Source organism: Kitasatospora sp. NPDC034023 (genome assembly GCF_055575795.1).
In genome coordinates this window covers 40,518-64,762 of the sequence record NZ_JBVIRY010000021.1, presented here as the reverse complement: position 1 = coordinate 64,762, position 24,245 = coordinate 40,518, and the positions used below count along the sequence as shown (strand labels likewise).

General features: G+C 72.6%; 24 protein-coding genes. 11 read left to right on the top strand and 13 right to left on the bottom strand.

All coding sequences use genetic code 11. From position 1 onward, the window contains the following. From ACZ52R_RS26105 to ACZ52R_RS26090, 4 genes are all read left to right on the top strand, one after another. Window positions 1-1,155, top strand: coding sequence for an ABC transporter permease (locus ACZ52R_RS26105; RefSeq protein WP_465616284.1), 1,155 nt, complete (start codon window positions 1-3; stop codon window positions 1,153-1,155). Then, a complete protein-coding gene (locus ACZ52R_RS26100) occupies window positions 1,152-2,417 on the top strand; it encodes an ABC transporter permease (protein WP_465616286.1) in 1,266 nt (421 codons plus the stop codon). The genes ACZ52R_RS26105 and ACZ52R_RS26100 overlap by 4 nt, the downstream gene beginning before the upstream one ends. Further along, window positions 2,414-2,815 (top strand): cytidine deaminase, encoded by a 402-nt coding sequence (locus tag ACZ52R_RS26095; RefSeq protein ID WP_360495245.1) that lies wholly within the window; start codon window positions 2,414-2,416, stop codon window positions 2,813-2,815. Before ACZ52R_RS26100 ends, ACZ52R_RS26095 begins: the two co-directional genes overlap by 4 nt. 104 nt (window positions 2,816-2,919) lie before the next feature. Continuing rightward, window positions 2,920-4,197, top strand: coding sequence for a thymidine phosphorylase (locus ACZ52R_RS26090; RefSeq protein ID WP_465662397.1), 1,278 nt, complete (start codon window positions 2,920-2,922; stop codon window positions 4,195-4,197). 30 nt (window positions 4,198-4,227) lie between these two features. On the opposite strand, the gene ACZ52R_RS26085 is transcribed toward ACZ52R_RS26090, so the two are convergent. Then, window positions 4,228-4,782 (bottom strand): Uma2 family endonuclease, encoded by a 555-nt coding sequence (locus tag ACZ52R_RS26085; RefSeq protein WP_465662395.1) that lies wholly within the window; start codon window positions 4,780-4,782, stop codon window positions 4,228-4,230. A gap of 26 nt (window positions 4,783-4,808) precedes the next feature. Further along, on the bottom strand, window positions 4,809-6,092 hold the full coding sequence (locus ACZ52R_RS26080; RefSeq protein ID WP_465754253.1) for an MFS transporter: 1,284 nt from the start codon (window positions 6,090-6,092) through the stop codon (window positions 4,809-4,811). Between the two features lie 92 nt (window positions 6,093-6,184). On the opposite strand from ACZ52R_RS26080, the gene ACZ52R_RS26075 reads away from it, so the two are divergent. The 3 genes from ACZ52R_RS26075 (at window position 6,185) to ACZ52R_RS26065 (ending at window position 9,064) form a co-directional block, all read left to right on the top strand. Beyond that, window positions 6,185-7,150: a LysR family transcriptional regulator gene (locus tag ACZ52R_RS26075; RefSeq protein WP_465616294.1), complete on the top strand. Its 966-nt coding sequence runs from the start codon at window positions 6,185-6,187 to the stop codon at window positions 7,148-7,150. 160 nt (window positions 7,151-7,310) lie between these two features. Continuing rightward, window positions 7,311-8,468, top strand: coding sequence for an adenosine deaminase (locus ACZ52R_RS26070; RefSeq protein ID WP_360495258.1), 1,158 nt, complete (start codon window positions 7,311-7,313; stop codon window positions 8,466-8,468). A 224-nt stretch (window positions 8,469-8,692) separates the two neighbouring features. Further along, window positions 8,693-9,064 carry an ATP-binding protein gene (locus tag ACZ52R_RS26065; protein WP_360495261.1) on the top strand — a complete coding sequence of 124 codons (372 nt, stop codon included), beginning with the start codon at window positions 8,693-8,695 and terminating at the stop codon, window positions 9,062-9,064. Window positions 9,065-9,147: 83 nt separating this feature from the next. On the opposite strand, the gene ACZ52R_RS26060 is transcribed toward ACZ52R_RS26065, so the two are convergent. Continuing rightward, a complete protein-coding gene (locus tag ACZ52R_RS26060; protein WP_360495264.1) occupies window positions 9,148-9,333 on the bottom strand; it encodes a PspC domain-containing protein in 186 nt (61 codons plus the stop codon). Between the two features lie 441 nt (window positions 9,334-9,774). Between ACZ52R_RS26060 and ACZ52R_RS26055 the strand changes: the two genes are divergently transcribed. After that, window positions 9,775-11,139, top strand: coding sequence for a hypothetical protein (locus ACZ52R_RS26055; protein WP_465754252.1), 1,365 nt, complete (start codon window positions 9,775-9,777; stop codon window positions 11,137-11,139). Window positions 11,140-11,259: 120 nt separating this feature from the next. On the opposite strand, the gene ACZ52R_RS26050 is transcribed toward ACZ52R_RS26055, so the two are convergent. After that, a complete protein-coding gene (locus ACZ52R_RS26050; protein WP_465662389.1) occupies window positions 11,260-11,847 on the bottom strand; it encodes a hypothetical protein in 588 nt (195 codons plus the stop codon). 146 nt (window positions 11,848-11,993) lie between these two features. Between ACZ52R_RS26050 and ACZ52R_RS26045 the strand changes: the two genes are divergently transcribed. Further along, complete coding sequence (locus tag ACZ52R_RS26045) at window positions 11,994-12,668, top strand: PhzF family phenazine biosynthesis protein (protein ID WP_465662387.1); 675 nt, start codon at window positions 11,994-11,996, stop codon at window positions 12,666-12,668. Here ACZ52R_RS26045 and ACZ52R_RS26040 read toward each other — a convergent pair. The 4 genes from ACZ52R_RS26040 to ACZ52R_RS26025 form a co-directional block, all read right to left on the bottom strand. Further along, window positions 12,638-13,258, bottom strand: a complete 621-nt coding sequence (locus tag ACZ52R_RS26040) for a VanZ family protein (RefSeq protein ID WP_465616303.1) — start codon at window positions 13,256-13,258, stop codon at window positions 12,638-12,640. The two genes, ACZ52R_RS26045 and ACZ52R_RS26040, sit on opposite strands and share 31 nt — an antisense overlap. Before the next feature lie 80 nt (window positions 13,259-13,338). Beyond that, entirely contained in the window at window positions 13,339-13,659 is a 321-nt protein-coding gene (locus tag ACZ52R_RS26035; RefSeq protein ID WP_360495278.1) for a hypothetical protein, read from the bottom strand. After that, on the bottom strand, window positions 13,656-15,203 hold the full coding sequence (locus tag ACZ52R_RS26030; RefSeq protein ID WP_465616305.1) for an ATP-binding protein: 1,548 nt from the start codon (window positions 15,201-15,203) through the stop codon (window positions 13,656-13,658). The genes ACZ52R_RS26035 and ACZ52R_RS26030 overlap by 4 nt, the downstream gene beginning before the upstream one ends. A 61-nt stretch (window positions 15,204-15,264) precedes the next feature. Further along, entirely contained in the window at window positions 15,265-15,942 is a 678-nt protein-coding gene (locus ACZ52R_RS26025; protein ID WP_360495283.1) for a response regulator transcription factor, read from the bottom strand. 591 nt (window positions 15,943-16,533) lie between these two features. On the opposite strand from ACZ52R_RS26025, the gene ACZ52R_RS26020 reads away from it, so the two are divergent. Then, window positions 16,534-17,196 carry a SigE family RNA polymerase sigma factor gene (locus ACZ52R_RS26020; protein WP_360265355.1) on the top strand — a complete coding sequence of 221 codons (663 nt, stop codon included), beginning with the start codon at window positions 16,534-16,536 and terminating at the stop codon, window positions 17,194-17,196. Between the two features lie 211 nt (window positions 17,197-17,407). Here ACZ52R_RS26020 and ACZ52R_RS26015 read toward each other — a convergent pair whose 3' ends face one another. The 4 genes from ACZ52R_RS26015 to deoC form a co-directional block, all read right to left on the bottom strand. After that, window positions 17,408-18,046: an ATP-binding protein gene (locus ACZ52R_RS26015; RefSeq protein WP_465616307.1), complete on the bottom strand. Its 639-nt coding sequence runs from the start codon at window positions 18,044-18,046 to the stop codon at window positions 17,408-17,410. A gap of 223 nt (window positions 18,047-18,269) precedes the next feature. After that, window positions 18,270-19,175, bottom strand: coding sequence for an aldehyde dehydrogenase family protein (locus tag ACZ52R_RS26010; protein ID WP_360495289.1), 906 nt, complete (start codon window positions 19,173-19,175; stop codon window positions 18,270-18,272). After that, complete coding sequence (locus tag ACZ52R_RS26005; RefSeq protein ID WP_465616309.1) at window positions 19,168-20,649, bottom strand: aldehyde dehydrogenase family protein; 1,482 nt, start codon at window positions 20,647-20,649, stop codon at window positions 19,168-19,170. The genes ACZ52R_RS26010 and ACZ52R_RS26005 overlap by 8 nt, the downstream gene beginning before the upstream one ends. A gap of 5 nt (window positions 20,650-20,654) precedes the next feature. Then, window positions 20,655-21,641 (bottom strand): deoxyribose-phosphate aldolase, encoded by a 987-nt coding sequence (gene deoC / locus ACZ52R_RS26000; protein ID WP_465616311.1) that lies wholly within the window; start codon window positions 21,639-21,641, stop codon window positions 20,655-20,657. 106 nt (window positions 21,642-21,747) lie between these two features. Between deoC and ACZ52R_RS25995 the strand changes: the two genes are divergently transcribed. Then, window positions 21,748-22,428, top strand: a complete 681-nt coding sequence (locus ACZ52R_RS25995; protein ID WP_465754251.1) for a PH domain-containing protein — start codon at window positions 21,748-21,750, stop codon at window positions 22,426-22,428. A 63-nt stretch (window positions 22,429-22,491) separates the two neighbouring features. On the opposite strand, the gene ACZ52R_RS25990 is transcribed toward ACZ52R_RS25995, so the two are convergent. Next, complete coding sequence (locus ACZ52R_RS25990; RefSeq protein WP_465616315.1) at window positions 22,492-24,216, bottom strand: phospho-sugar mutase; 1,725 nt, start codon at window positions 24,214-24,216, stop codon at window positions 22,492-22,494. Window positions 24,217-24,245: the final 29 nt, after the last annotated feature.

Genomic DNA, 24,245 nt, shown 5'->3' with positions numbered 1-24,245 from the left:
ATGACCAGTCCCAACCCCGCCGCCAAGCGCAGTCTGGCGCAGCGGATCAGCGTTGAGCGGATCGTGCTCGCACTGGCGGCGCCGGTGCTCGCGGTCGTGCTCTCCGTCGCGATCTGCTCCGTCCTGCTGGCGACCTCGGGCAAGAACCCGTTCGACGCGTGGAACGTGATGATCACGTACGCCACCAAGTCGGACGGTCAGGTGGCCATCCTCAACCGGTCCACCACGTACTACCTGGCCGCCGCGGCCGCCGCGTTCGGGTTCCGGATGAACCTGTTCAACATCGGCGTCGAGGGCCAGTACAAGGTCGCGGCGCTGTTCGCGGCGTACGTCGGCGCGCAGGTCGACCTGCCGGCCTTCATCCAGATCCCTCTGCTGCTGGTCACCGCCATGCTGGTCGGCGGCCTGTACGCGAGCATCGCCGGTCTGCTGAAGGTCTACCGCGGCGTCAGCGAGGTCATCTCGACCATCATGCTGAACTCGATCGCGATCGCGATCGTGGGTCTGCTGCTGGCCCCGGGCATCTTCGCGCCGAAGGTGAGCGGCACCAGCAACTCGATCCAGACCGACCCGATCTCGCAGTCCAGCCACTTCTTCGGCATCGAGACGGCCGGCGGCGTCCTCTGGGGCTTCGTCTTCATCGCGGCCCTGGTCGGCGTGGCCTTCCAGTTCACCCTTTCCCGCACCCGCTTCGGCTTCGACCTGCGCGCCACCGGCCGCTCGGAGAGCGCGGCGACGGCGTCCGGCGTGAACGTCAAGAAGATGGTGATCACCTCGATGGTGGTCTCCGGCGCGATCGCCGGTCTGATCGGCATGCCGGAGCTGCTGCAGAACTCGTTCAACTACGGGCAGAGCTTCCAGCCCGGCCTCGGCTTCCTCGGCATCTCGATCGCCCTGCTGGGCCGGAACAGCCCGATCGGCATGGTCTTCGCGGCCCTGCTGTTCGCCTTCCTGGACGCCACCGGTTCCCAGCTGCCGCTGCAGGGCGGCTTCCCGTCCGAGATCGTCGCGGTCATGCAGGGCACCATCGTCATCTGCGTCGTCGTCGCGTACGAGCTGGTGCGCCGCTACGGCCTGAAGCGCCAGCAGCAGAAGGTCGGCGCCGAGCTCGCCGCCCAGCTCGCGGCCACTGAGAAGAAGGAGGTGTCCGCGTGAGTACGGCCACTGCCGCTCGTCCGAAGGCGCCGGGCGCGCCTGCGAAGAAGCGCAAGCTGTCCTGGCCGGTCGTCCTGCTCCTGATCGCGGGCGCCCTGGTGCTGTTCTCCGCCGTGGGCATGGCCACCGGCAACCACTCGCTGACCTCCTCCGGTCAGGTCACCGCCGCGCTCAGCGCCGCCGTGCCGATCGGCATGGCCGGTCTCGGCGGTCTCTGGTCCGAGCGGGCCGGTGTGGTCAACATCGGTCTCGAAGGCATGATGGTCGCCGGCACCTTCTGCGGTGCCTGGGCCGGTTACCTGGTCAACCCGTGGGTCGGCCTGCTGGCCGGCATGCTCGGCGGCGCGCTCGGCGGTCTGCTGCACGCGATCATCACCGTCACCTTCGGCGTCGACCACATCGTCTCCGGCGTCGGCATCAACCTGCTGATCCCCGGCATCTGCGCGTACGTCAACCGGATCTACTACAAGGACTACATCTCGGCCGGTGCCGGGGCGAACCAGTCCCCGCCGGCGGATCCGCTGCCGTACATCACCATTCCGGGGCTGTCCTCGGGCCTGAGGAGCATCGAGAACCACCACTGGTTCTTCGTCTCGGACGTCGCCGGCGTGCTCGGCGGCCTGGTCACCAACATCTCGGTGGTCGTGCTGCTGGCCGGCGCGCTGATCGTGGTCAGCTACTTCGCGCTCTGGCGCACGGTGTTCGGCCTGCGGCTGCGCTCCTGCGGTGAGAACCCGACCGCAGCCGAGTCGCTGGGCGTCAACGTCTACAAGTACAAGTACCTGGCGGTCATCGCCTCCGGCGCCTTCGCGGGCCTCGGCGGTGCGTACCTCTCGCTGGTCGCCGCGCACTTCTACAAGGACGGCCAGACCCTGGGCCGCGGCTTCATCGGCCTCGCCGCGATGATCTTCGGCAACTGGATGCCCGGCGGTCTCGCCATGGGCGCCGGTCTGTTCGGCTTCACCGACAGCCTCCAGCTGCGCGACCCGGGGTCGGTGCACGTGCTGATCCTGATCGTCGGCATCGCGATGATCCTGCTCGCCCTGTGGCAGCTTTACCGGCGCAAGTACACCGCGACGGTGATCTACTTCGTCGTCGCCGGCGGCCTGATCGCCTGGTACTCGCTCACCGACCAGGTGCAGCGTCCGCTGATCGTCGCCACGCCGTACCTGATCACCCTGATCGTGCTCTCGCTGGCCTCGCAGCGGCTGCGGATGCCGAAGGCGGACGGTCAGATCTACCGCAAGGGCGAGGGCAAGTGACCGCCCCCACGCCTTCCGCGATCGACTGGGAGCGGCTGCGCGAGGCGGCGCGCGAGGCGATGGGCCACGCGTACGCCCCGTACAGCAAGTTCCCGGTCGGCGCGGCCGCGCTGGTGGACGACGGGCGGGTGGTCACCGGCTGCAACGTCGAGAACGCCTCGTACGGGCTCGGGCTGTGCGCCGAGTGCGGGCTGGTGTCCGCGCTGCACGCCACCGGCGGCGGGCGGCTGACCGCGTTCACCTGCGTGGACGGCGCCGGCGAGCTGCTGATGCCGTGCGGTCGCTGCCGCCAGCTGCTGTACGAGCACGGCGGACCGGAGCTGCTGGTCGACCTGGCCTCGGGCGTGAAGCCGATGAGCGAGGTCCTGCCCGACGCGTTCGGGCCGGAGCGGCTCTAGCATCGCCGTTTGTTACGCGCGTAGAGTGTCGCGAGTGGGCCGTAACCCGGTCATCTCGCGGCACTCTACGCATTTGACGCTTTAGAACCCCTCTTGGAGCACGCATGGACGCCATCTCCGTCATCAGGACCAAGCGCGACCGCGGAGAGCTGAGCGACGCTCAGATCGACTGGGTCATCGACGCCTACACCCGCGGCGAGGTCGCCGACGAGCAGATGTCCGCCCTGGCCATGGCGATCCTGCTGAACGGCATGCAGCCGCGCGAGATCAGCCGCTGGACCGACGCCATGATCCGCTCCGGCGTGCGGATGGACTTCTCCTCGCTGCCGCTGCCCACCAGCGACAAGCACTCCACCGGCGGCGTCGGCGACAAGATCACCCTCCCGCTCGCTCCGCTGGTCGCCGCCTGCGGCGCCGCCGTCCCGCAGCTCTCCGGCCGCGGCCTCGGCCACACCGGCGGCACCCTGGACAAGCTGGAGTCCATCCCCGGCTGGCGCGCCCTGCTCTCCAACGAGGAGATGATGAACGTGCTCCGCGGCGCGGGTGCGGTCATCTGCGCGGCCGGCGACGGCCTCGCGCCCGCCGACAAGAAGCTGTACGCGCTGCGCGACGTCACCGGCACCGTGGAGGCGATCCCGCTGATCGCCTCCTCGATCATGTCCAAGAAGATCGCCGAAGGCACCGGCGCGCTGGTCCTCGACGTCAAGGTCGGCTCCGGCGCGTTCATGAAGAACCTGGCCGACGCCCGCGAGCTCGCCCGCACCATGGTGGGCCTGGGCACCACCGCCGGGGTCAACACCGTCGCCCTGCTCACCGACATGTCCACCCCGCTCGGCCTCACCGCGGGCAACGCGCTGGAGGTCCGGGAGTCCGTCGAGGTCCTGGCGGGCGGCGGCCCGGCCGACGTCGTGGAGCTCACCCTCGCGCTCGCCCGCGAAATGCTCGCCGCGGCCGGCGTGCACGGCAAGGACCCGGCCGACGCACTGCGCGACGGCTCCGCGATGGACCACTGGCGCCGCATGATTGTCGCCCAGGGCGGCGACGTGGACGCCCCGCTTCCGGTCGCCCGCGAGCAGCACGTCATCCCCGCGCCCGCCTCCGGCGTGCTCACCGAGCTCGACGCCTACGCCGTCGGCGTCTGCGCCTGGCGCCTGGGTGCCGGCCGCGCCCGCAAGGAGGACCCGGTCCAGGCCGGCGCCGGCGTCGAGATGCACGCCAAGCCCGGCGACACCGTCGTGGCCGGCCAGCCCCTGCTGACCCTCCACACCGACACGCCCGAGCGCTACGACTACGCCATCGAGGCCCTGACCGGTGGCATCGAGGTCTCCCCGGCGGGCACGGCGTTCACCCCGAACCCCATCGTGCTCGACCGCATCGCCTGAGCGATGTGAGGGCTGCTCACGTACGCCGGGTCAGGCGTACGTGAGCAGCCCGGTGGTGTCGAGGGTCCAGGGGCCGACGGCGATCTTGTCGCCGAAGACGAACTTCTCGCGGGACTCGTAGCCCAGCTCGGAATGCACGATGCCGGTGCCGGTGCGGGGATCGACGATCAGGTAGAACGGGATACCCATGGCCGAGTAGTCGCGGACCTTGTTGTGGTAGTCGTTCTCGGGATTGGAGGCGGACACGATCTCCACCACGAGTACTACCTCGTGCGGGAGAACCGCTCGCTGCTCGCCCTCCAAGGTCGCCTCGGGGAAGACCATCAGATCCGGGTTGCGCAGCTGACCGAGTCCGGCGTCCTGCAAGTCCGCACCGTGGTAAGCGATGTGACCCGGGTGAGTGGACGGCAGCTGGGCGTTGAGCTGTCGGGCGATGCGCAGCACGGCGAGCTCGTGGCGCTTCACCGGCGACATCATCATGACGATATGACCGTCGGCGATCTCAATCTTCCCTATCCCCGGCACCTTCGGCAGCTGATCCGCGATCTCAAGCAGCCTGGTGTACTCAGCAGGATCGATGCTCATGTCCCGGAGTCTATCGGCGGAGGCTGTCAAGCGTCCGCGACCGTTCGTCTCGTGATGTGCGCCTGGTGGGTCGCGTAGAGGGTGACGGCGGCGGCGAGGGTCATGGCGGTGAGGCCGACGGTGGCGGCGCCGGGCCAGCCGGTGGCGTGGTAGGCGTCGGCGCCGAGGGTGCCGCCGAGGCTGTTGCCGAGGTAGTAGGCGATCAGGTAGAGGGCGGAGGCCTGGGCGCGGCCCTCGGTGGCGGTGCGGCCGACCGCCGAGGAGGCGGTGGCGTGGCCGGCGAAGAAGCCGGCGGTGATCAGGACCAGGCCGAGCAGGGCGCAGGCCAGGGACTCGGCGAGGGAGAGCAGCAGGCCGGCCGCGGTCACGCCGACGGAGACGTAGAGGGCGCCGCGGCGGCCGAGGCGGGCGGAGAGGCGTCCGGCCGCGGCGGAGGTGCCGGTGCCGACCAGGTAGACCACGAAGATCGAGGCGGCGATCGACTCCGGCAGGTGGAACGGCGCGGAGATCAGCCGGTAGCCGACGGTGTTGTAGACCGCGCCGAACACGGCCATGAACAGCATCCCGAGTGCGTACAGCCGGACCAGCAGCGGGTCGCGCAGGTGCCGTCCGACGGTGCGGGCGAGCGCGCGGGCGTCCACCGGGGCGGGGGTGAAGTGCCGGGCGGCGGGGATCAGCAGCCGGAAGACGAGCGTGGCGAGCAGCGCGAGGGCGGCGGAGGCGGCGAGGCCCCAGCGCCAGCCGAGGGCGGCGGCGGTCCAGCCGGAGAGCAGTCGGCCGCCCATGCCGCCGATGCTGTTGCCGGCCACGTACAGGCCCATCGCGGAGGCCAGGGCGCTGGGGTGGACCTCCTCGGCGAGGTAGGCCATGGCGGTGGCCGGCAGCCCGGCGAGGGCGGCGCCCTGGAGGATCCGCAGGGCGACGAGGGTGGTGAGGTCCGGCGCGAAGGGCAGCGCGAGGGCGAGGACGGAGGCGGCGAGGGTGGAGGCCGTCATCACCCTGGTGCGGCCGTACCTGTCGGAGAGGGCGCTCGCCGGGAGCAGGCCGAGGGCGAGTCCGAGGGTGGCGGCGGAGGCCGTCCAGCTGGCCTGGCCGGGGGTGAGGTCGAGGTCGGCCGAGAGGATCGGCAGCAGGCCCTGGGTGGAGTAGAGCAGGACGAAGGTCGCGACTCCGGCGGCGAACAGGGCGAGGTTGGCGCGGCGGAAGGCGCGCTGGCCGGGGCGGTGGCGGTCGTCCGCGGTGAGGCGGGTGGGGGCGGCGGCGGGGGCATCCGGGGAGGTGACGGATGCCCTGGTATCGGCGGGCTGCATGACATCGACCGTAGGCCCGTTGTCGTTGATGCGTCCAATGCATGAAGCAGGGATGATCGATGCACTGGCGTATGAGTCGAGGTGGTGGCGGGATGGCGGGTTCGGAGTCGGTGGACGGCGGGGAGCGGTACCGGGCAGCCGAGTTGGGGCCGGAGGAGCCGGCCGTCCTGCTGGCGCCCCGGCTGGCGCAGTTCGCGGCGGTGGCCCGGCTGGAGCACGTGACGCAGGCGGCCGGGCTGCTCGGGGTGCCGCAGCCGACGCTGTCGCGCGCGGTGGCCCGGCTGGAGGAGGAGCTGGGGGTGGAGCTGCTGGCCCGTCAGGGCCGTACGGTCCGGCTGACCAGGGCGGGCCGGCTGCTGCTGGCCTCGGTGGAGCGGGCGCTGGCCGAGGTCGAGCGCGGCGCGCAGGCGGCCCGGGCGGAGGCGGACCCGGAGGTGGGGCTGGTGGCCTTCGGCTTCCTGCACACGATGGGGCCGGACGCGGTGCCGGCGCTGCTGCGCGGCTTCCGCGCGGCGCACCCGCGGGTGCGCTTCCAGCTGGTGCAGGACTACGGCGCGGCGATGCTGGAGCGGCTGCGGGCCGGCGAGCTGGACCTGTGCCTGGTGGCGCCGCTGCCGGACGACCCGGCGTTCGCCGCCCGCCCGCTGGACGAGCAGCGACTGCACCTGGTCGTCCCGGCGGACCACCGGCTGGCCGGGCGGCGGCGGATCCGGCTGGCGGAGGTGGCCGAGGAACCGTTCGTCGGGCTGGAGCAGGGGTACGGGCTGCGGGCGATCACGGACGGCTTCTGCGCGGAGGCGGGGTTCGTCCCCCGGTTGGCCTTCGAGGGGGAGGAGGCGGAGACGCTGCGCGGGCTGGTGGCGGCCGGGCTGGGGGTGGCGCTGCTGCCGCCGGCCCTGGTGCCCCGGCCCGGGGTGGTGGAGCTGGAGGTGACGGCGCCGCGCACCCGGCGGGCGGTCGGGCTGGCCTGGGCGGCGGGGCGGCCGCTGACCCCGCCGGCGGAGGCGTTCCGGGACTTCGTGCTGTCCCGGCGCGGTCGGCTGCTCCAGCACGACTGAGGTCGTCGGCGGGGTGTTCCACGGTGGTCGGCGCCCCTGCGGAACGGCGCGCGCTTTTGGCGGATCGTATGGACCGGTCGGTGGAATTCCGGGGGGAGTTTGGACCATCCGGTGGTGTTCCCGGTGGTGGGTCTACGCGCGTAGGGGCTATATTTCCGCAATGGAAAAGCAGATCCCCGTCACCACCGCGGGCACGGGCCCGCGCATCCCCACCGCCGACCAGATCCGCCGCGCGCCGAAGGTCCTCCTGCACGACCACCTGGACGGCGGGCTGCGCCCGGAGACCGTGGTCGAGCTGGCCGCCGCCGTCGGCTACCAGGGACTCCCCACCACCGACCCCAAGGAGCTCGGCGAGTGGTTCCGTGAGGCCGCCGACTCCGGCTCGCTGGTCCGCTACCTGGAGACCTTCGCGCACACCTGTGCCGTGATGCAGACCCGCGAGGGCCTGATCAAGGTCGCCGCCGACTGCGCCGAGGACCTGGCCGCCGACGGTGTCGTGTACGCGGAGGTCCGGTACGCCCCCGAGCAGCACCTGGAGGCCGGCCTGACCCTGGACGAGGTCGTCGAGGCCGTCCAGGAGGGCTTCCGCCTCGGCGAGGCCAACGCCCGCGAGGCCGGGCACCGGATCCGGATCGGCACGCTGATCACCGCGATGCGGCACGCCGCCCGCTCGCAGGAGATCGCGGAGCTGGCCAACCGCCACCGGGACCAGGGCGTCGTCGGCTTCGACATCGCGGGCGCCGAGGCCGGCTACCCCCCCACCCGCCACCAGGCCGCCTTCGACTACCTCAAGGGCGAGAACAACCACTTCACCATCCACGCGGGCGAGGCCTTCGGCCTGCCGTCGATCTGGGAGGCCCTGCAGTGCTGCGGCGCCGACCGGCTCGGCCACGGCGTGCGGATCGTCGACGACATCACGGTGGGCGAGGACGGCTCGGTCGAGCTCGGCCGACTGGCCGCGTACGTGCGCGACAAGCGCATCCCGCTGGAGATGTGCCCGACCTCCAACCTCCAGACCGGCGCCGCCACTTCGTACGCCGAGCACCCGATCGGGCTGCTCAGCCGGCTGAAGTTCCGGGTCACCGTGAACACCGACAACCGGCTGATGAGCGGCACCAGCATGAGCCAGGAGTTCGGGCACGTGGTGGAGGCCTTCGGCTACACGCTGGGGGACCTGGAGTGGTTCACCGTGAACGCCATGAAGTCCGCGTTCCTGCCGTTCGACGAGCGACTGGCGATGATCAGCGACGTGATCAAGCCGGGCTACGCCGAGCTGAAGTCGGAGTGGCTGTTCAGCGGGGGCGCCGGCGGCAACTGAGCCGCGGGGCGAACGTGTTTCCGGCCGTCGGATGAAAGACCGGTTCTGGCAAGGATTTGCCGTTCATCCGACTACTCACTCGAGTGAGTGAACGCCCTTTGGTTCTCCCGCGACCGGCTCACTACGGTGTGCCAGTCATTGCCGATCAGGTGCGGTGGCGGCCACCCGGCCGCCGAACCCGCGCCGCGTCGTCGGCCACCGACGAGGACCCAAGGGGACGAACCATGAAGCAGGCTCTCAAGGCCGCCGGCACCGCGGCGCTCGGCATCGCCATCGCGGCGGTCGGCGCCGGCACCGCCTCCGCCGACGCCGCCCCGGCGCCCGGCGGCCTCGGGCTGCCCACCGGCGCGGTGACGAACCCCGCGGTGACCGGGGCGGTCACCGACACCGCCGCCAAGCTGCCCGGTGGCGACAAGGTCACCGGCACGCTGGGCACCCTCGCCCCGACCGCCGGCCACGCCGCCCCGGCCGCGGAGGCCCCGCTCGCCGGCGTCACCCAGCAGCGCGCCGCCGTCCCGACCGTCCCGGGTCTCGACAAGACCCCCGTCGGCGGGCTGACCGGCGCCCTGCCCGGCCTGCCGGGCCTCGGCGGCTGATCCGAGCCGCCGGCACGACGACGGGCCGCCCGCCCCCGGGATCACCGGGGACGGGCGGCCCGTCGTCTTCACACCGCCCGGTCTCACGGCTCCTGGGGGAGGAGCAGCCAGAGGGCGAGGTAGAGCAGGAACTGAGGGCCGGGCAGCAGGCAGGAGAGCAGGAAGATCAGCCGGACGGTCCACGGGGTCAGCCCGAAGCGGGCGGCGATCCCGGCGCAGACGCCGGCGATCACACGGTTGTGGCGAGGACGGGCAAGGCGAGCGCTCATGCTCCCACCTCGCTGCGCTCGGCAGGGGCCTTCGCCCCTGCGCACCTCTTGATGGTTCGCTCGCTTTGCTTGCTCATGATGGTCTCCTGATCTGCTCCGCACGGTGGCGGCCCGGTCCGGTCGGTCCGGCGGGCATACGTCCATACTTCGCCGCCGCGGCCCCGAAGTCCTCAGCCCGCCAGGTGATTCCGCACCCCGACGGGTCACCGGGGAGACGTAGTCGGATGTCGGGGTCGTCCTCAGGGTGACCCTGAGGACGGCCGACCGTTCCGAAGCCCCTCACCCTCCCGTCACGGGCGCGTGGAAACGGCTCGGTATGATGCCGCAGTCGCTGGTGGTCGGGGGGCGGAACATCGGCGCGCCATCGCTAGGAAATGGCCTCTCACGCAAGCGATTTCACGTTCTGTTGGGCTCTGTCCGAATTCTCTCGTGGGGTTGAAATTGCGCACTCGGCATCGCAGATTCCTGGCCGCGACCGCCGTCGTCACGCTGGCTTCGGGTGCGGCTGCCGTCGAGGCCCCGACCGTCCTCGCCGCCTCGGTGGTCGTCGCGGCCGCCCAGGGCGCCGAGGCCCAGTCCTCACCGGTCACGGCGACCCTTTCGGGCCTGCCCGGCACCGTCAAGGCGGGCGGCGCGCCGGTGGAGTTCACCGCGACGCTCAAGAACACCGCCGACCACCAGATGGACGTGCCCCTGGCCACCTTCGTCATCGGGGACACCGGTACCGGCACCAAGCAGAGCCAGTTCACGCTGGAGTACCAGGCGCCCGGCGGCACACAGTGGCAGGACGCCAGGGCGGACACCGCGAGCGTCGGCGCCGTCTGGGAGCTCAACCAGCCCGCCGTGCCGCACCTGGCGGCGGGCGCCGAGGCCGTCTACCGGCTGCGGCTGACCGTCGCCGCCGACGCCCCGGCCGGCCGGGTAACGCCGGGCTTCACCGCCGTCGTCTCCGACCCCGCCCTGCCGCCGGAGCAGCGCATCTCCCAGGCGATGAGCGGCTACTCGGGCCTGGTCATCGCCCCGTCCGTCACGCCGACCACCCCGGTGCCCACGCCGGCCGCCACGGCGGACGCCAGGCTCGACGGGGTGCCCGCCGCGTTCAGGGCGGGCGGCGAGGCGAAGCCGTTCAAGCTGGTCTTCACCAACAACAGCGGCAAGGACCTCCGCCTGCTGCCCGCGATCGTGTTCCAGGGGGCGACCGAACTCCCCTCCGAGACCGTCATATTCGAGTTCCGGACGGCCGACGGCAGATGGCTGGAGGGCACCCCCGGCGGCAACTCGGAGCACCCGGGCTGGCTCTACCTGGGGCTGCGGACCGGCGACAGGAACGCCGATGTCATCGCCCTGGCGAAGGGCGAGAGCCGCACGATCGACGTCCGGCTGTCCTTCACCAAGGACGCCCCGGTCGGAGCCCAGTCCCTGGCGGCCCTCGCGGGCAGCCTGCCCGGTGCGGGCGAGAACGGGGCCGAGGCGTCCAGCCCGAAGGCCGGCATCACCATCGAGGCCCCGGCGGGCGCCACCGCCACGCCGACCCCCAGCTCCCCGGCCACCCCGACACCGACCGCGACCCGGCCGGCCACCGCCCCGGTCGTCCCGGTCGTCCCGATCACGCAGGCCACCAGCGAGGCGCCGAGTCCGGCGGCGGGCGGCTCGCCGGTGGTCGCCGTCGCGGCCCCGGCCGCGGACGCCGGACTGGCCTCCACCGGTGGCGGCACCCGAACGAAGCCGATGGCGATCACCGGTGCGGTCGCGATCGCCCTCGGGCTGGGCACGCTGGTCGTGGCGCGCCGCCGCAGGAAGGCGTAGCGCGCCACCGGGCGCCGACCCCGGACACGGACCCCGACAGGCCGGAAGGCCCGTCCGTCATCCGCTGCGGAGCGGGGACGGGCGGGCCTTCCGGCGTTCGTACGGCGGGTGCGGACCCGGTCAGCCGGCCGGCTGCTGCGGCGGCTGCGGCTGGGCCGGCGGCGCGGGCTGCGCGTACGGGTTGTCCGCCACCGGCTGCGGCGGGACACCCGGCTGGTACGGCGCGGCGGCCGGCGGCGCGGCCTGGTGCGCGGCCGGCGGGACGGGAGCCCCGCCCTGCGGCGGCACGGGCGCGCCCGGCTGCGGGGCGTTCGGGTTGTACGGCGCGTTGGGGTTGTACGGCGCCTGCGGGGCGTTCGGGTTGTACGGCGCCTGGGGCGCGTTGGGGTTGAACGCGGCGGCGGCCTGCGCGGCCGCCTGCTGCTTGGCATTGCTGCGCTCGGTGATCGCCTTCACCGAGTAGACGATCATCGCGACCGGCAGGATGAAGACCTTGAAGAAGATGTAGTACGTGCCGCCCTCGAAGACGAACACGAGGTAGTAGGCGTACCCCAGGAATCCGAGGCCGATGAGGACGTTGAGGACGCGCAGACCGGTCTTCAGACCGCCGGCGACGGCCCCGAGGCCGACCATGATGACGCCGCTGAGCGCCAGCAGGACGGCGTACCAGGAGAACAGCGGCTCAGCGCCGAAGTCGAGATTGTTCAAGGGGGGTTTCCTGTGGGAGGGAAGAATCAACGGCTGAACCGTTTGGGGACGAGAGCGCACAGTACTGGAGGCGGCTGACATTCGTCGTCGCCTTTGCATCACGGTGTCGTTGCGCTCTTCCGGAACGGCAATTGACGAGGTGGGAAATGACTGATTATGAGGTGCTGCGGGTCTTTTGCGGGCCCGGTGGGGGGTACGGGAACGCGCTCGGCGTCGTGCGCGACGGCGCCGCCGTGCCGGAGCGGGCGGACCGGCAGGAGATCGCTCGCGAACTCGGCTTCAGCGAGACGGTGTTCGTCGACGACCCGGAGCGCGGGGAGATCGACATCTACACGCCGACGCTGCGCCTGCCCTTCGCCGGCCACCCGTGCGTGGGCGCCGCCTGGGTGCTCGGGGTGGACCGGCTGGTCACGGCCGCCGGCGTGGTGGGCGTCCGGCGCGAGGGCGGGCTGACCCGGATCGAGGCCCGGCCGGAGTGGGCCCCGCCGCGGACGCTGCGGCAGTACGGCTCGGCGGCCGAGGTGGAGGCGCTGGAGGTGCCGCCGCCGGGGGAGTGGATCTACGCCTGGGCCTGGCAGGACGAGGCGGCCGGCACCGTCCGGGCGCGGGCCTTCCCCGGGCGGGGTGACGGGATCGACGAGGACGAGGCGACCGGCGCGGCCGCCCTGCTGCTGACCGCGCGGCTCGGCCGGGCGCTGACCGTCACCCAGGGCCGGGGCTCGCAGCTGATGACCGGGCCGCGCCCGGGCGGGCTGATCGAGGTCGGCGGCCGGGTGGTGCCGGCGCCGGCTCAGCGGGCGGGCGGCGTCGGCTCCGCGTAGGCGCGCGGGCGGGCGGCGGGCGCGACGGCCGCCACCCGGCCGACGGCGGCGGCCGGGACGGTCACCGGTGGGACGGCCAGGACGGGCACCCGGGGCGCCCGCGGCCGCCGTTCCCGCAGCAGGTGCCGCAGGCCGGGGACCAGCGCGAGGTGGACGGCGGCCACGCCGATCACGGCGAACAGGATGTGGTCCACGTTGAGGACGTGCCCGGGCGTCCAGGAGGAGAGGAACTCCAGCCCGGTCGCCAGCAGCGCGGAGGCGCCGGTGGTGCGCAGGAAGGAGGGCAGCCAGGGGGCCCGGAGGCGGCCGCCGGCCAGCGGCAGCAGGACGCCGAGCGGGGCCAGCAGCAGGAGTTCGCCGACCACCTGCCAGGCGGTGGAGGACCGGAGCGAGGCCAGCGGGGTCAGGTTGGCGTCGTACACCCAGGCCACCGGCAGCGGTCTCAGCACCAGCCAGAGCACCAGTGCCAGGTGGCAGGCGAGGCCCGCCAGCCCGGTCTGCCGGAGGGATCGGTGGACGGCCGCCGCCGGCCTGCTCTCGGTCCCCGCGCCGGAACGCTCGTCGCGTGTCCTGGTGCCATCTCGCTGCACGGGGGGAAGGACGTGAGCCGGTGGCACGGCGGTTCCACGCCGGGCGTGAACATTCCCGAACACGCCCCCGGCACTCCCTGCTACTTACACGGAGCGGCCGTCGGCACCGCGCTGAACACGTTGTCCGGGGGCGGGCTGCCCGGCACCACCGGCGTGGGCGACGGGCTCGGGCTCGCGGCGCCCTTGGAGGCACCGCGGGCCGGGGTCACGGCCGGCGCGGGGCCGGGCGGGGTGACCAGCGCGGTCGGTATGTGCGGGGTGGTCGGGCAGGCCGTGCGGCTGGCCGGGGCGCCGCCGTCGACCGGTACGGCGGTCGGCCGGATACCGCAGCCGGAGGCCAGTGCGAGCAGGAGCAGTACGCCGGCGGTACGGCGCAGGGTGGTACGGGCGGGGGCGGTCACGTGGCGTCCTTGTCCTCTACGGCGTCGCGGGCGGGGCCGCGCTCGGCCTCCCCCGCGGACGGCGGAGGCGGCGGTGTCAGCGGCAGTGTCAGGGTGAACACCGCGCCGACCTCCCCGTTCGCCGCCGTGATCGTCCCCCCGTGTATCTGCGCGTTGGCCATCGCGATCGACAGCCCCAGGCCGCTGCCCTCCGAGCGGGCCCGCCCCCGGTCGGCCTTGTAGAACCGGTCGAAGACGTGCGGCAGCACGTCCTCCGGGATGCCCGGGCCGCTGTCGGAGACCTCGACCACGACCGAGTCCGCGGCCTGCCGGACCCTGACCCGCACCGGTGAGCCGCCGTGCTTGAGCGCGTTGCCGATCAGGTTGGCGAAGACCACGTCGAGCCGGCGCGGGTCGACCACGGCCAGGATGCCGCGCGGGGCGTCCACCTCGACCGCGTCGTACCAGGCCCGTCCGTCGATGCAGGACATGATCAGGTCGGCGATGTCCACCTCGTCGGCGACCAGCCTGGCGGTGCCCGCGTCGAAGCGGGTCACCTCCATCAGGTTCTCCACCAGGTCGGACAGCCGCCGGGTCTCGCTGACCACGAGCCGGACGGCCGGCTCGATCATCGGGTCCAGCGACTCGGCCTCGTCCTCCAGGATGTCGGTGACGGCGGTCATCGCGGTCAGCGGGGTGCGCAGTTCGTGCGACATGTCGGCGACGAACCGCCGGCTCTGCGCCTCGCGCGCGCTCAGCTCCTCGACCTGCTCGTGCAGCGACTCCGCGGCCCGGTTGAACGTCCTTGCCAGGTCGGCGAGTTCGTCCGAGCCCTCGACTTCGAGCCGGGTGTCCAGGTGCCCCTGGCCGAGGCGCCGGGCGGCGTCGCCGAGCCGCTTGACCGGCCGCAGCACGGTGGCCGAGGCGGCCTGGGCGAGCAGCGCCGAGCCGATCAGCGCGAGCAGGGTGGCGATGGCCAGCGACCAGCCCAGCGTGTTGAGGTCGGCCCGTTCGTTCTCCAGCGACTTGAACATGTACGCCGTCGGGCCGCCCGGCACCACCTTGGTGCCGCCGATCACGAACGGTCGGCCGTCCAGGTTCTGCCGCTGCCAGTACAGGTGGTACGGGTACGGGTTGCTCTCGGTGACCTCGCGGGGCTTGGCGACGGTGGACTGCAGCGCGGTCGGCACGTCGGCCAGCGTGAAGTGCGCGGGATCGGAGGACGTCGAGGGGCACTCCGGGTGCGTCGGATCGACCACCACGACGTCGTAACTCAGGCCGGAGCTGGCCACGTTGGACGCCAGTTCGGCCAGCTCCGGGCAGCCGGCGTTCAGCGGCAGCTCGGAGACGTTGCGGCTGAGCGAGACCCGGAAGTCGTTCAGCGCGGTGTCCTGGGCGCGCTTGAGCACCGCGTCGCGGTTCAGCCAGTACGCGATGCCGGAGGCCGAGACGGCGGCGAGCAGCGCGACCGCCGCGAACACCGCGATCAGTCGCACCCGTAGGGAGCGCAGCCGGCGCCACCGGCCCGCCGGGAAGCGCCGGGCAGTCGTCTGATGGTCAGTCACAGGAGCCTGTCGTGGGTACGGGAGTTCAGGAGTCGGACGGGCGCCGGTTCGGGCCGGCCGGTCAGGCCGGAGGGTCCAGCCGGTAGCCCACCCCGCGCACGGTGCGGATCAGCGTCGGCGCGGACGGCACGTCCTCGACCTTGGCCCGCAGCCGCTGCACACAGGCGTCCACCAGGCGCGAGTCGCCGAGGTAGTCGTGCTCCCAGACCAGCCGCAGCAGCTGCTGGCGGGAGAGCGCCTGCCCGGGGCGGCGGCTGAGTTCCAGCAGCAGCCGCAGCTCGGTCGGGGTGAGCTGGAGGTCCAGTCCGTCCTTGGTGACGGTCATGGCCGCCCGGTCGATCACCACGCTGCCGTACGCGGAGGAGTCCGAGCTCTCCCGTTCGCCGCGGCGCAGCACCGCCCGGATCCGCGCATCCAGCACGCGCGGCTGCACCGGTTTCACCACGTAGTCGTCGGCGCCGGACTCCAGGCCCACCACCACGTCGATGTCGTCCGAACGGGCGGTCAGCAGGATGATCGGCAGCTGGTCGGTGCGCCGGATCCGGCGGCACACCTCGAAGCCGTCGATTCCGGGCAGCATCACGTCCAGCACGATGAGGTCGGGCCGCTGCTCCTTGAAGAGCCTCAGACCGTCCTCGCCGGAGGCGGCGGTGGCCACGCGGTGGCCCTGGCGGGTGAGGGCGAGTTCGAGGCCGGTCCGGATGGCGTCGTCGTCCTCGATCAGTAGGAGGAAAGGCACGGCCCCATTTTGGCCCACCCGCAGCCCCGAATCACCCCCCGGATCACTCACGGCCCGTTCGGGAACCGGAAGGACCGCCACCGGCGTCCGGTACGGAGGGAGGCGGACCGGGACGAAAGGCCCCCGCCTGTGACACCCCTGTGACAGTCGGCGGACAGCGCCATCACAACCGGCGGGCAGGATTTTCCATGTCGCCGCAGGACAGCGGGCCGCAAGGCCGGCTGAAAGGCGGCAACCGGAACCGCTCGTACCGAACCAAGGGGGCGCACGATGAACGCCATGCTTCAGACCCGGACCAACCCGGCTGTACGCACCGCGCGTTCGTCAGCGACCACCCACCGGACCCGGTACGAGGTCAGGACCGACGAGAACTCCGGTGCCGTGACCGTACGGGGGTGCGCGCACAGCACCGGTGGAAACCCTGGCGCCCGTCGGGTGAGCGGCGGCGGCAGGACGGGGGAGCTGTACGGAATCGGCCGACTGGGGAGTGCGGTCGACTCCGCCAACACCCTCACGCTGCGGGGGATCCTCCCCGTCCGCGTCGAGGGCACGGACGCCCCCGGGGGGAACCGGGGGACCGGGGGGAACGGTCTGCGGACGGTCGGTTCGGGGGAACCGTCCGGTCGCGAGGCCGCCGGTGCGACGCTGCTGCGGCTGAACCCCGCCGCGGCCCGCACCACCGAGGCCGGGCAGGGAGGCGCGCAGGGGGAGCACTCGGCCGCCGCGGAGGACCACATCACGGAGTTCACCGCGTACGTGCGCGAGCGCCGCGCTTCCCTGTACGCCACGGCCTACCACCTGACCGGTGACCGCTACGAGGCCGAGGACCTGCTGCAGAGCGCGCTCTTCAGCACCTACCGGGCCTGGGGCCGGATCACCGACAAGGCCGCGGTCGGGGGTTACCTCCGCCGCACCATGACCAACCTGCACATCTCCGCCTGGCGGCGCCGCAAGGTCAACGAGTACCCGACCGAGGAGCTGCCGGAGACGGCCGGCGACACCGACGCGATGGGCGGCACCGAGCTGCGCACCGTGCTCTGGCAGGCGCTGGCGAAGCTGCCGGAGAACCAGCGGACCATGCTGGTGCTGCGGTACTACGAGGGCAAGACCGACCCGGAGATCGCCGACGTGCTGGGGATCAGCGTCGGCACGGTCAAGAGCAGCATCTGGCGTGCCCTGCGCCGGCTGCGCGACGACGAGCACCTGAACAAGTCGGGCGACACCGTCCGGGCGTTCGGCGAGCTGGTCGCGTAACAAAGGACTCCCGTCGGGGGACGGGAAGCGAACGGTCACGGTCCGGGGACAGCGGCTCGGGGGAGCATGTCCGTGGGGGAGCCCGAGGACCGTTCGGGAAGGCGACGGGCCCGGTGCGGGGGAGACGCACCGGGCCCGTCGTTTTCTGCTGTCCGCACCCGTTCCGGCGGCTCCGGCGGTTCAGGGCCGCTGTGGGCCGCTGTGGGCCGGCTCAGGCCGCGGAGAGCTCCGCCGGCCGGGCCGCGGCGCGGATCCGCCGCTCGGCCTCCGGCCCCGCGCACGCGTACGAGCCGAGCGTGACCTGCCGCCCGACGATGGACCGCTCGGCCCGCATCAGCCGGAAGCCCCGGCGCAGCAGCACCGGCAGCGACTTGCGGCCCTCCCGGACATCCCGGCGCAGCCGGCGCCAGGCCGTGGTGAGCGCGCCGTTGCGCAGGCACAGGGCGTCGCCGAGCAGGCCCTCCTCGGCGCACTCGGCGGTGATCTCGGCGGCGAAGATGCCCTCCGCGATGAACGCGCAGGCGCCGTCCAGCTCCAGGGCGTGGGTGCCGACCCGGCCGTTGTCCGGGATCGAGTACACCGGGACGTCCGTGCGGCCGTGCTCGTGCAGGGCGCGGATGGCGGCGACGGCCTGGTCGCGGTGCCAGGCCAGCGGGGAGTCCCAGTCGACGGCACCGTCCGGCAGCCGGGGCAGCGTGGGGTCGTCCCCGTCCTTGTAGAAGTCGTCGAGCTGGAGCACCGGCAGGCCGCTGCGCTCGGCGAGCGAGGACTTCCCCGACCCGGAGGGCCCGGAGAGCAGGATCACCCGGGCATGCGCGGCCGGTGCGGGGTTCAGGGGGGAGTCACTCACGGGACACCAGTCTGACGCATCCCGGCCCGTTGCCGAAACCGGTCGGTCCGGACTTCTGCTGTGACGGCCGGCCGCGCGGGCCGGTGTCGTACGGCGGCGGAACGCCGACGGACCCGCGCCAGGGGGGGAGAGGCGCGGGTCCGTCCAATGACCGTCCGGGCCCCGGGGGGGTAGGGCACTGGGGACGGCCAGCTTGTGGAGTTGTCACCCCGAGGGGCGAGGGTCAGATACCCATCGGGTGCCAGACCGTCTTCGTCTCGAGGAACGAGAGTAGCCGGTCGGTACCGGGCGCATTGGTCCAGTCCTGGGCGAACGGGTCCAGCTCCGGACGGACTACCCGCTTCAGGGTATCCGCGGCGGCCGCTTCCAGCGCCTGCGCCGCGCCGGGGCCGTCGGCGGCGATGGCTCCGGTGAGGTCCACCGCGTTGACGTCCTGGTGCGAGGCCAGGGTGGGCGCGATGTCCGCGGTCTTGCCCGAGATGATGTTGACCACGCCGCCCGGGACGTCCGAGGTGGCCAGCACCTCGCCCAGCGACAGCGCGGGCAGCGGGGCGTCCGCGGCGGCCGCGACCACGACCGTGTTGCCGGTGGCGATCGCCGGGGCGATCACCGAGACCAGGCCGAGCAGCGAGTGCCCGTAGCCGGCCTGCGGGGCGACGATCCCGACCACGCCGGTCGGCTCCGGGGTCGACAGGTTGAAGTACGGACCGGCGACCGGGTTGGCGCCGCCCGCGATCTGGGCGACCTTGTCCGTCCAGCCCGCGTACCAGATCCAGCGGTCGATCGCGGCGTCCACCAGCGCGGCGGCCTTCTTCGGGCCGATGCCCTCGGAGAGGGCCACCTCGGCGGCGAACTGCTCGCGCCGGCCCTGCAGCATCTCGGCCACCCGGTACAGCACCTGGCCGCGGTTGTACGCGGTGGTGCCGGCCCAGCCCTTGACCGCGGCGCGGGCGGCCAGGACGGCGTCACGGGTGTCCTTGCGGGTGCCCAGCGGGGCGTTGGCGAGCCACTCGCCGGTGGAGTCGGTCACCTCGTACACCCGCCCGCTCTCGGAGCGCGGGAACTTCCCGCCGACGTACAGCTTGTAGGTCTTGAGGACGTCAAGACGCGCGAAGGTCGTGTCAGACATCGAGGTAGGCCTCCAGACCGTGGCGGCCACCCTCGCGGCCGTAGCCCGACTCCTTGTAGCCGCCGAACGGCGAGGTCGGGTCGAACTTGTTGAAGGTGTTGGCCCAGACCACGCCGGCCTTGAGCTTGTTGGCCGCCCAGAGGATGCGCGAGCCCTTCTCCGTCCAGATGCCGGCGGAGAGGCCGTACGGGGTGTTGTTGGCCTTCTCGATCGCCTCGGCGGGGGTGCGGAAGGTCAGCACCGACAGGACCGGGCCGAAGATCTCCTCCTGGGCGATCCGGTGGGCCTGGCTGACGCCCATGAACAGGGTCGGCTTGAACCAGAAGCCGGTGCCCGGGAGTTCGCAGGCCGGCGACCAGCGCTCGGCGCCCTCGGCCTCGCCGGCGTCGGTCAGCGCGGTGATCCGGGCCAGCTGCTCGGCCGAGTTGATGGCGCCGATGTCGGTGTTCTTGTCCAGCGGGTCGCCGACCCGCAGGGTGGACATCCGGCGCTTGAGGGCGTCCAGCAGCTCGTCCTGGATCGACTCCTGGACCAGCAGGCGCGAGCCCGCGCAGCAGACGTGGCCCTGGTTGAAGAAGATGCCGTTGACGATGCCCTCGACCGCCTGGTCGATCGGCGCGTCGTCGAAGACGATGTTGGCGGCCTTGCCGCCCAGCTCCAGCGAGAGCTTCTTGCGGGTGCCGGCCAGCTGCTTGGCGATCGCACGGCCGACCGGGGTGGAGCCGGTGAAGGCGACCTTGTTGACGTCCGGGTGCGCGGTGAGCGCGGCGCCGGTGCGGCCGTCGCCGGTGACGATGTTGACGACGCCCTTCGGCAGACCGGCCTGGCGGCAGATCTCGGCGAAGCGCAGCGCGGTCAGCGGGGTGGTCTCGGCCGGCTTCAGGACGACCGTGTTGCCGGTCGCCAGCGCGGGCGCGATCTTCCAGGCCAGCATCAGCAGCGGGAAGTTCCACGGGATGACCTGGCCGGCCACGCCGAGCGGCTTCGGGTTCGGGCCGTAGCCGGCGTAGTCGAGCTTGTCGGCCCAGCCCGCGTAGTAGAAGAAGTGCGCGGCGACCAGCGGCAGGTCGACGTCGCGGGTCTCGCGGATCGGCTTGCCGTTGTCGATCGACTCCAGCACGGCCAGCTCGCGGCTGCGCTCCTGGATGATCCGGGCGATCCGGAACAGGTACTTGGCGCGCTCGCTGCCCGGCAGCGCCGACCAGTCGGCGAAGGCCCTGCGGGCGGCGGCGACCGCGCGGTCCACGTCCTCGTCGGTGCCCTGGGCGAACTCGGCGAGCACCTGCTCGGTGGCCGGGTTGACCGTCTTCAGGGACTCGCTGCCGGAGGAGTCGACGAACTCGCCGCCGATGAAGTGGCCGTAGGAGGTGGCGATGTCGCCCGCGGCGGCGGGGGACTCGGGGGCCGGGGCGTAGGCGAAGAGGCCTCCGGCGGGCTTGGCCGCGGGCTCCTCGATGTTCTTCTTCTTGGCCATGGTGATCAGTCCACCGTCACGTAGTCGGGGCCGGAGTAGCGGCCGGTGGCGAGCTTCTGGCGCTGCATCAGCAGGTCGTTGAGCAGGCTGGAGGCGCCGAAGCGGAACCAGTGCGGCGTCAGCCAGTCGTCGCCGAGGGTCTCGTTGACCATCACCAGGTACTTCATGGCGTCCTTGGTGGTCTTGATCCCACCGGCGGGCTTCACGCCGACCTGGACGCCGGTCTGCGCGCGAAAGTCGCGGACCGCCTCCAGCATCAGCAGGGTGACCGGCGGGGTCGCGTTGACGGCGACCTTGCCGGTGGAGGTCTTGATGAAGTCGGCGCCGGCCAGCATCGCCAGCCAGGAGACCCGGCGGACGTTGTCGTAGGTCTGCAGCTCGCCGGTCTCGAAGATCACCTTGAGGTGGGCGGAGCTGCCGTCGGGGCGCTTGCACGCCTCCTTGACGGCGACGATCTCGTTGAAGACGTCGTAGTAGCGGCCGGAGAGGAAGGCGCCGCGGTCGATCACCATGTCGATCTCGTCGGCGCCCGCGGCCACCGCGTCGGCGGTGTCGGCGAGCTTGACCGGGAGGGCGGCGCGGCCGGCCGGGAAGGCGGTGGCCACCGAGGCGACCTGGATGTCGGTGCCCCGCAGGGCGGCCTTCGCGGTGGCGACCATGTCCGGGTAGACACAGATGGCGGCGACGCGGGGGGTGGTCGGGTCGGTCGGGTCGGGGGTCCTGCCCTTGGCGCACAGCGCGCGCACCTTGCCGACCGTGTCCGCGCCCTCCAGCGTGGTCAGGTCGATCATGGAGATCGCCAGGTCGATGGCGTACGCCTTCGCCGTGGTCTTGATCGAGCGGGTACCGAGAGTGGCGGCACGCGCCTCCAGGCCGACCTGGTCGACGCCGGGCAGGCCGTGCAGGAAGCGGCGGAGCGAGGCCTCGGACGCCGCAACGTCCTGAAGGCCGCTGCCCGCAACGCCGGGGGCATTGGCTGCAACAGTGGACATAGTCACCAGACCAGCATATCTACGCGCGTAGCCGTCCGCTAGGGTGGCGGCCTTTCGTGGCCGGACCGAGACCTCCGGGTGAGGGGCATGGGGCAGAATCGACGCCATGACCGATTCCGACGGCAAGCCCCACCAGGGCCCGGCCGCCCCCGCCGGGGAACCCGAGTACGCGGACCGCGTGTACCGCTCCGTCCCCGGCGTGATCTCCGGCGTGTTCCTGCTCGCCGTCGCCGCCTGGCTCATCGGCGACGCGGCCGTGACCGGCACCGGGAAGACCCCGTACGTCGCGCTCGCCGCCGTACCCGTGTTCGCCCTCCCGGTGATCGCCTACACGCTGCGCCCGGTCGTGCGGGCGTCCCGCAGCCGACTGGTGGTGCGCAACCCGTGGCGGACCATCACCGCGCCGTGGGCCTCGGTGGACGCCCTGCGCGCCGGCTACTCGGTCGAGCTGCTCGCGGGCGGCAAGAAGTACCAGGTCTGGGCCGTGCCGGTGTCACTGCGGCAGCGCAAGCGCGCCACCCGCGCCCAGAGCCGCAGCATCGCCGAGCACGCCTCCCGGACCGGCCTCGGGATGGGCCTCGCCGCCCGGACCAACCCCGTCGTCCAGGGCTCCCCGGACCCCACCCGCGCCTGGTCCGACCAGGTGACCAACGTGCTGCAGGAGATGGCCGAGCGCAACGCCACCCGCCCCGACGCCGCGGGCCCGGTCGTGGTGCGCTGGTGCTGGTGGCTGATCGCCCCCGCCCTGCTCGGCCTGCTCGCCCTGATCACGGTCATCGCCGCCTGAGGCCGACCCACGGACACGAAGGGCCCGCCGGTCACCGGCGGGCCCTTCCGTATGCGAGATGCGTCAGGCGGTGATGCCCGCGGCGGCGGCGAGGTCCTGCTTGATGGTGGCGAGGAGGGCGGCGGCGCGGTCGCGGGTGCGGGCGAGGTCGGCGGCGGTGGCGACCGGGAGGACGACCTCCAGGTAGCACTTGAGCTTGGGCTCCGTGCCGGAGGGGCGGACCACGATGCGGGCCGAGCGGACCGCCTCGCCGGCCAGGTAGTAGCGCAGGCCGTCGGTGGGCGGCAGGTCGGCGGAGCCGGCCGCGAGGTCGTCGGCGCGGGTGACGGTCAGGCCGGCCAGGACGGTCGGGGGCTGCTCGCGCAGGCGGCGCATGGCGTCGGCGATCAGCGAGAGGTCCTGGACCCGGACCGAGAGCTGGTCGGTGGCGTGCAGGCCGTGTTCCAGCGCCAGGTCGTCCAGCAGGTCGGACAGGGTGCGGCCGGACTTCTTGAGGGTGGCGGCGAGCTCGGCGACCAGCAGGGCGGCGGTGATGCCGTCCTTGTCCCGGACACCCTGCGGGTCGACGCAGTAGCCGAGCGCCTCCTCGTAGCCGTAGCGCAGGCCCTCGGCGCGGGAGATCCACTTGAAGCCGGTCAGCGTCTCGGCGTAGCCCAGGCCCGCCGCCTCGGCGATCCGGCCGAGCAGGGTGGCGGAGACGATGGTGGTGGCGAAGGTGCCCTCGGCCTTCTTCGCGACCAGGGCCGAGCCGAGCAGTGCGCCGACCTCGTCGCCGCGCAGCATCCGCCAGCCGGAGGTGCCGTTGCCGCTGCCGGCCGCGTTGCCGTTGGTGGGGACGGCCACCGCGCAGCGGTCGGCGTCGGGGTCGTTGGCGATCACGATGTCCGGGCCGACCGAGGCGGCGGTGCGGAAGGCGAGGTCCATCGCCCCCGGCTCCTCCGGGTTGGGGAAGGCCACGGTCGGGAAGTCCGGGTCGGGTTCGGCCTGCTCGGCGACCACGGTGGGCGCGGGGAAGCCGGCCTGGCGGAAGGCGGCGACGAGGGTGTCGCGGCCGACACCGTGCATGGGGGTGTAGACGACGTCGAGTTCGCGCGGGCTGTGCGGGTCCACGATGGACACGGCGCGGGCCAGGTAGGCCTCGACGACGTCCTCGCCGAGCACCTCCCAGCCGTCCTCGGCGCGCGGGACCTCGTCCAGTGAGCCGATCGCGTCGATCTCGACGGCGATCCCGGCGTCGGCCGGCGGGACGATCTGCGAGCCGTCGCCCAGGTAGACCTTGTAGCCGTTGTCCTGAGGCGGGTTGTGGCTGGCGGTGACGGTGACGCCGGCGGCCGCGCCCAGGTGGCGGACGGCGAAGGCGAGCACCGGGGTGGGGAGCGGGCGGGGCAGCAGTGCGGCGCGCAGGCCGGCGCCGACCACCACGGCGGCGGTGTCGCGGGCGAAGTCGTACGACTTGTGGCGGGCGTCGTAGCCGATGACGACCAGGTCGCCCAGGCCCTGCTTCCGGACGTAGGAGACCAGGCCGGCAGCGGCCCGGATCACCACGGCGCGGTTCATCCGCATCGGGCCGGCGCCGAGTTCGCCGCGCAGGCCGGCGGTGCCGAACTGGAGGCGGTCGGCGAAGCGCTCGGCGAGTTCCGCCCAGGCGATCTTGCTGTCCGACTCGGCGTCCGGGCCCTCGGCCCGGGCCAGCAGGGCGCTGAGCTCCTCGCGGGTCTGCGCGTCGGGATCCTCGGACAGCCAGGCCCGGGCCCGGGAGAGGAGGTCGGTGGTGGGTGCCTGCGTCATCGCTGCCTGCTCCATCGGGAAGTTCGTCG

Coding starts and splice junctions, on each gene's coding strand:
- ACZ52R_RS26105 (WP_465616284.1), top strand. CDS start 1: ATGACCAGTCCCAACCCCGCCGCCAAGCGCAGTCTGGCGCAGCGGATC.
- ACZ52R_RS26090 (WP_465662397.1), top strand. CDS start 2,920: ATGGACGCCATCTCCGTCATCAGGACCAAGCGCGACCGCGGAGAGCTG.
- ACZ52R_RS26085 (WP_465662395.1), bottom strand. CDS start 4,782: ATGAGCATCGATCCTGCTGAGTACACCAGGCTGCTTGAGATCGCGGAT.
- ACZ52R_RS26080 (WP_465754253.1), bottom strand. CDS start 6,092: ATGCAGCCCGCCGATACCAGGGCATCCGTCACCTCCCCGGATGCCCCC.
- ACZ52R_RS26075 (WP_465616294.1), top strand. CDS start 6,185: ATGGCGGGTTCGGAGTCGGTGGACGGCGGGGAGCGGTACCGGGCAGCC.
- ACZ52R_RS26070 (WP_360495258.1), top strand. CDS start 7,311: ATGGAAAAGCAGATCCCCGTCACCACCGCGGGCACGGGCCCGCGCATC.
- ACZ52R_RS26065 (WP_360495261.1), top strand. CDS start 8,693: ATGAAGCAGGCTCTCAAGGCCGCCGGCACCGCGGCGCTCGGCATCGCC.
- ACZ52R_RS26060 (WP_360495264.1), bottom strand. CDS start 9,333: ATGAGCGCTCGCCTTGCCCGTCCTCGCCACAACCGTGTGATCGCCGGC.
- ACZ52R_RS26045 (WP_465662387.1), top strand. CDS start 11,994: ATGACTGATTATGAGGTGCTGCGGGTCTTTTGCGGGCCCGGTGGGGGG.
- ACZ52R_RS26010 (WP_360495289.1), bottom strand. CDS start 19,175: ATGTCTGACACGACCTTCGCGCGTCTTGACGTCCTCAAGACCTACAAG.
- ACZ52R_RS26005 (WP_465616309.1), bottom strand. CDS start 20,649: ATGGCCAAGAAGAAGAACATCGAGGAGCCCGCGGCCAAGCCCGCCGGA.
- deoC (WP_465616311.1), bottom strand. CDS start 21,641: ATGTCCACTGTTGCAGCCAATGCCCCCGGCGTTGCGGGCAGCGGCCTT.
- ACZ52R_RS25995 (WP_465754251.1), top strand. CDS start 21,748: ATGACCGATTCCGACGGCAAGCCCCACCAGGGCCCGGCCGCCCCCGCC.
- ACZ52R_RS25990 (WP_465616315.1), bottom strand. CDS start 24,216: ATGACGCAGGCACCCACCACCGACCTCCTCTCCCGGGCCCGGGCCTGG.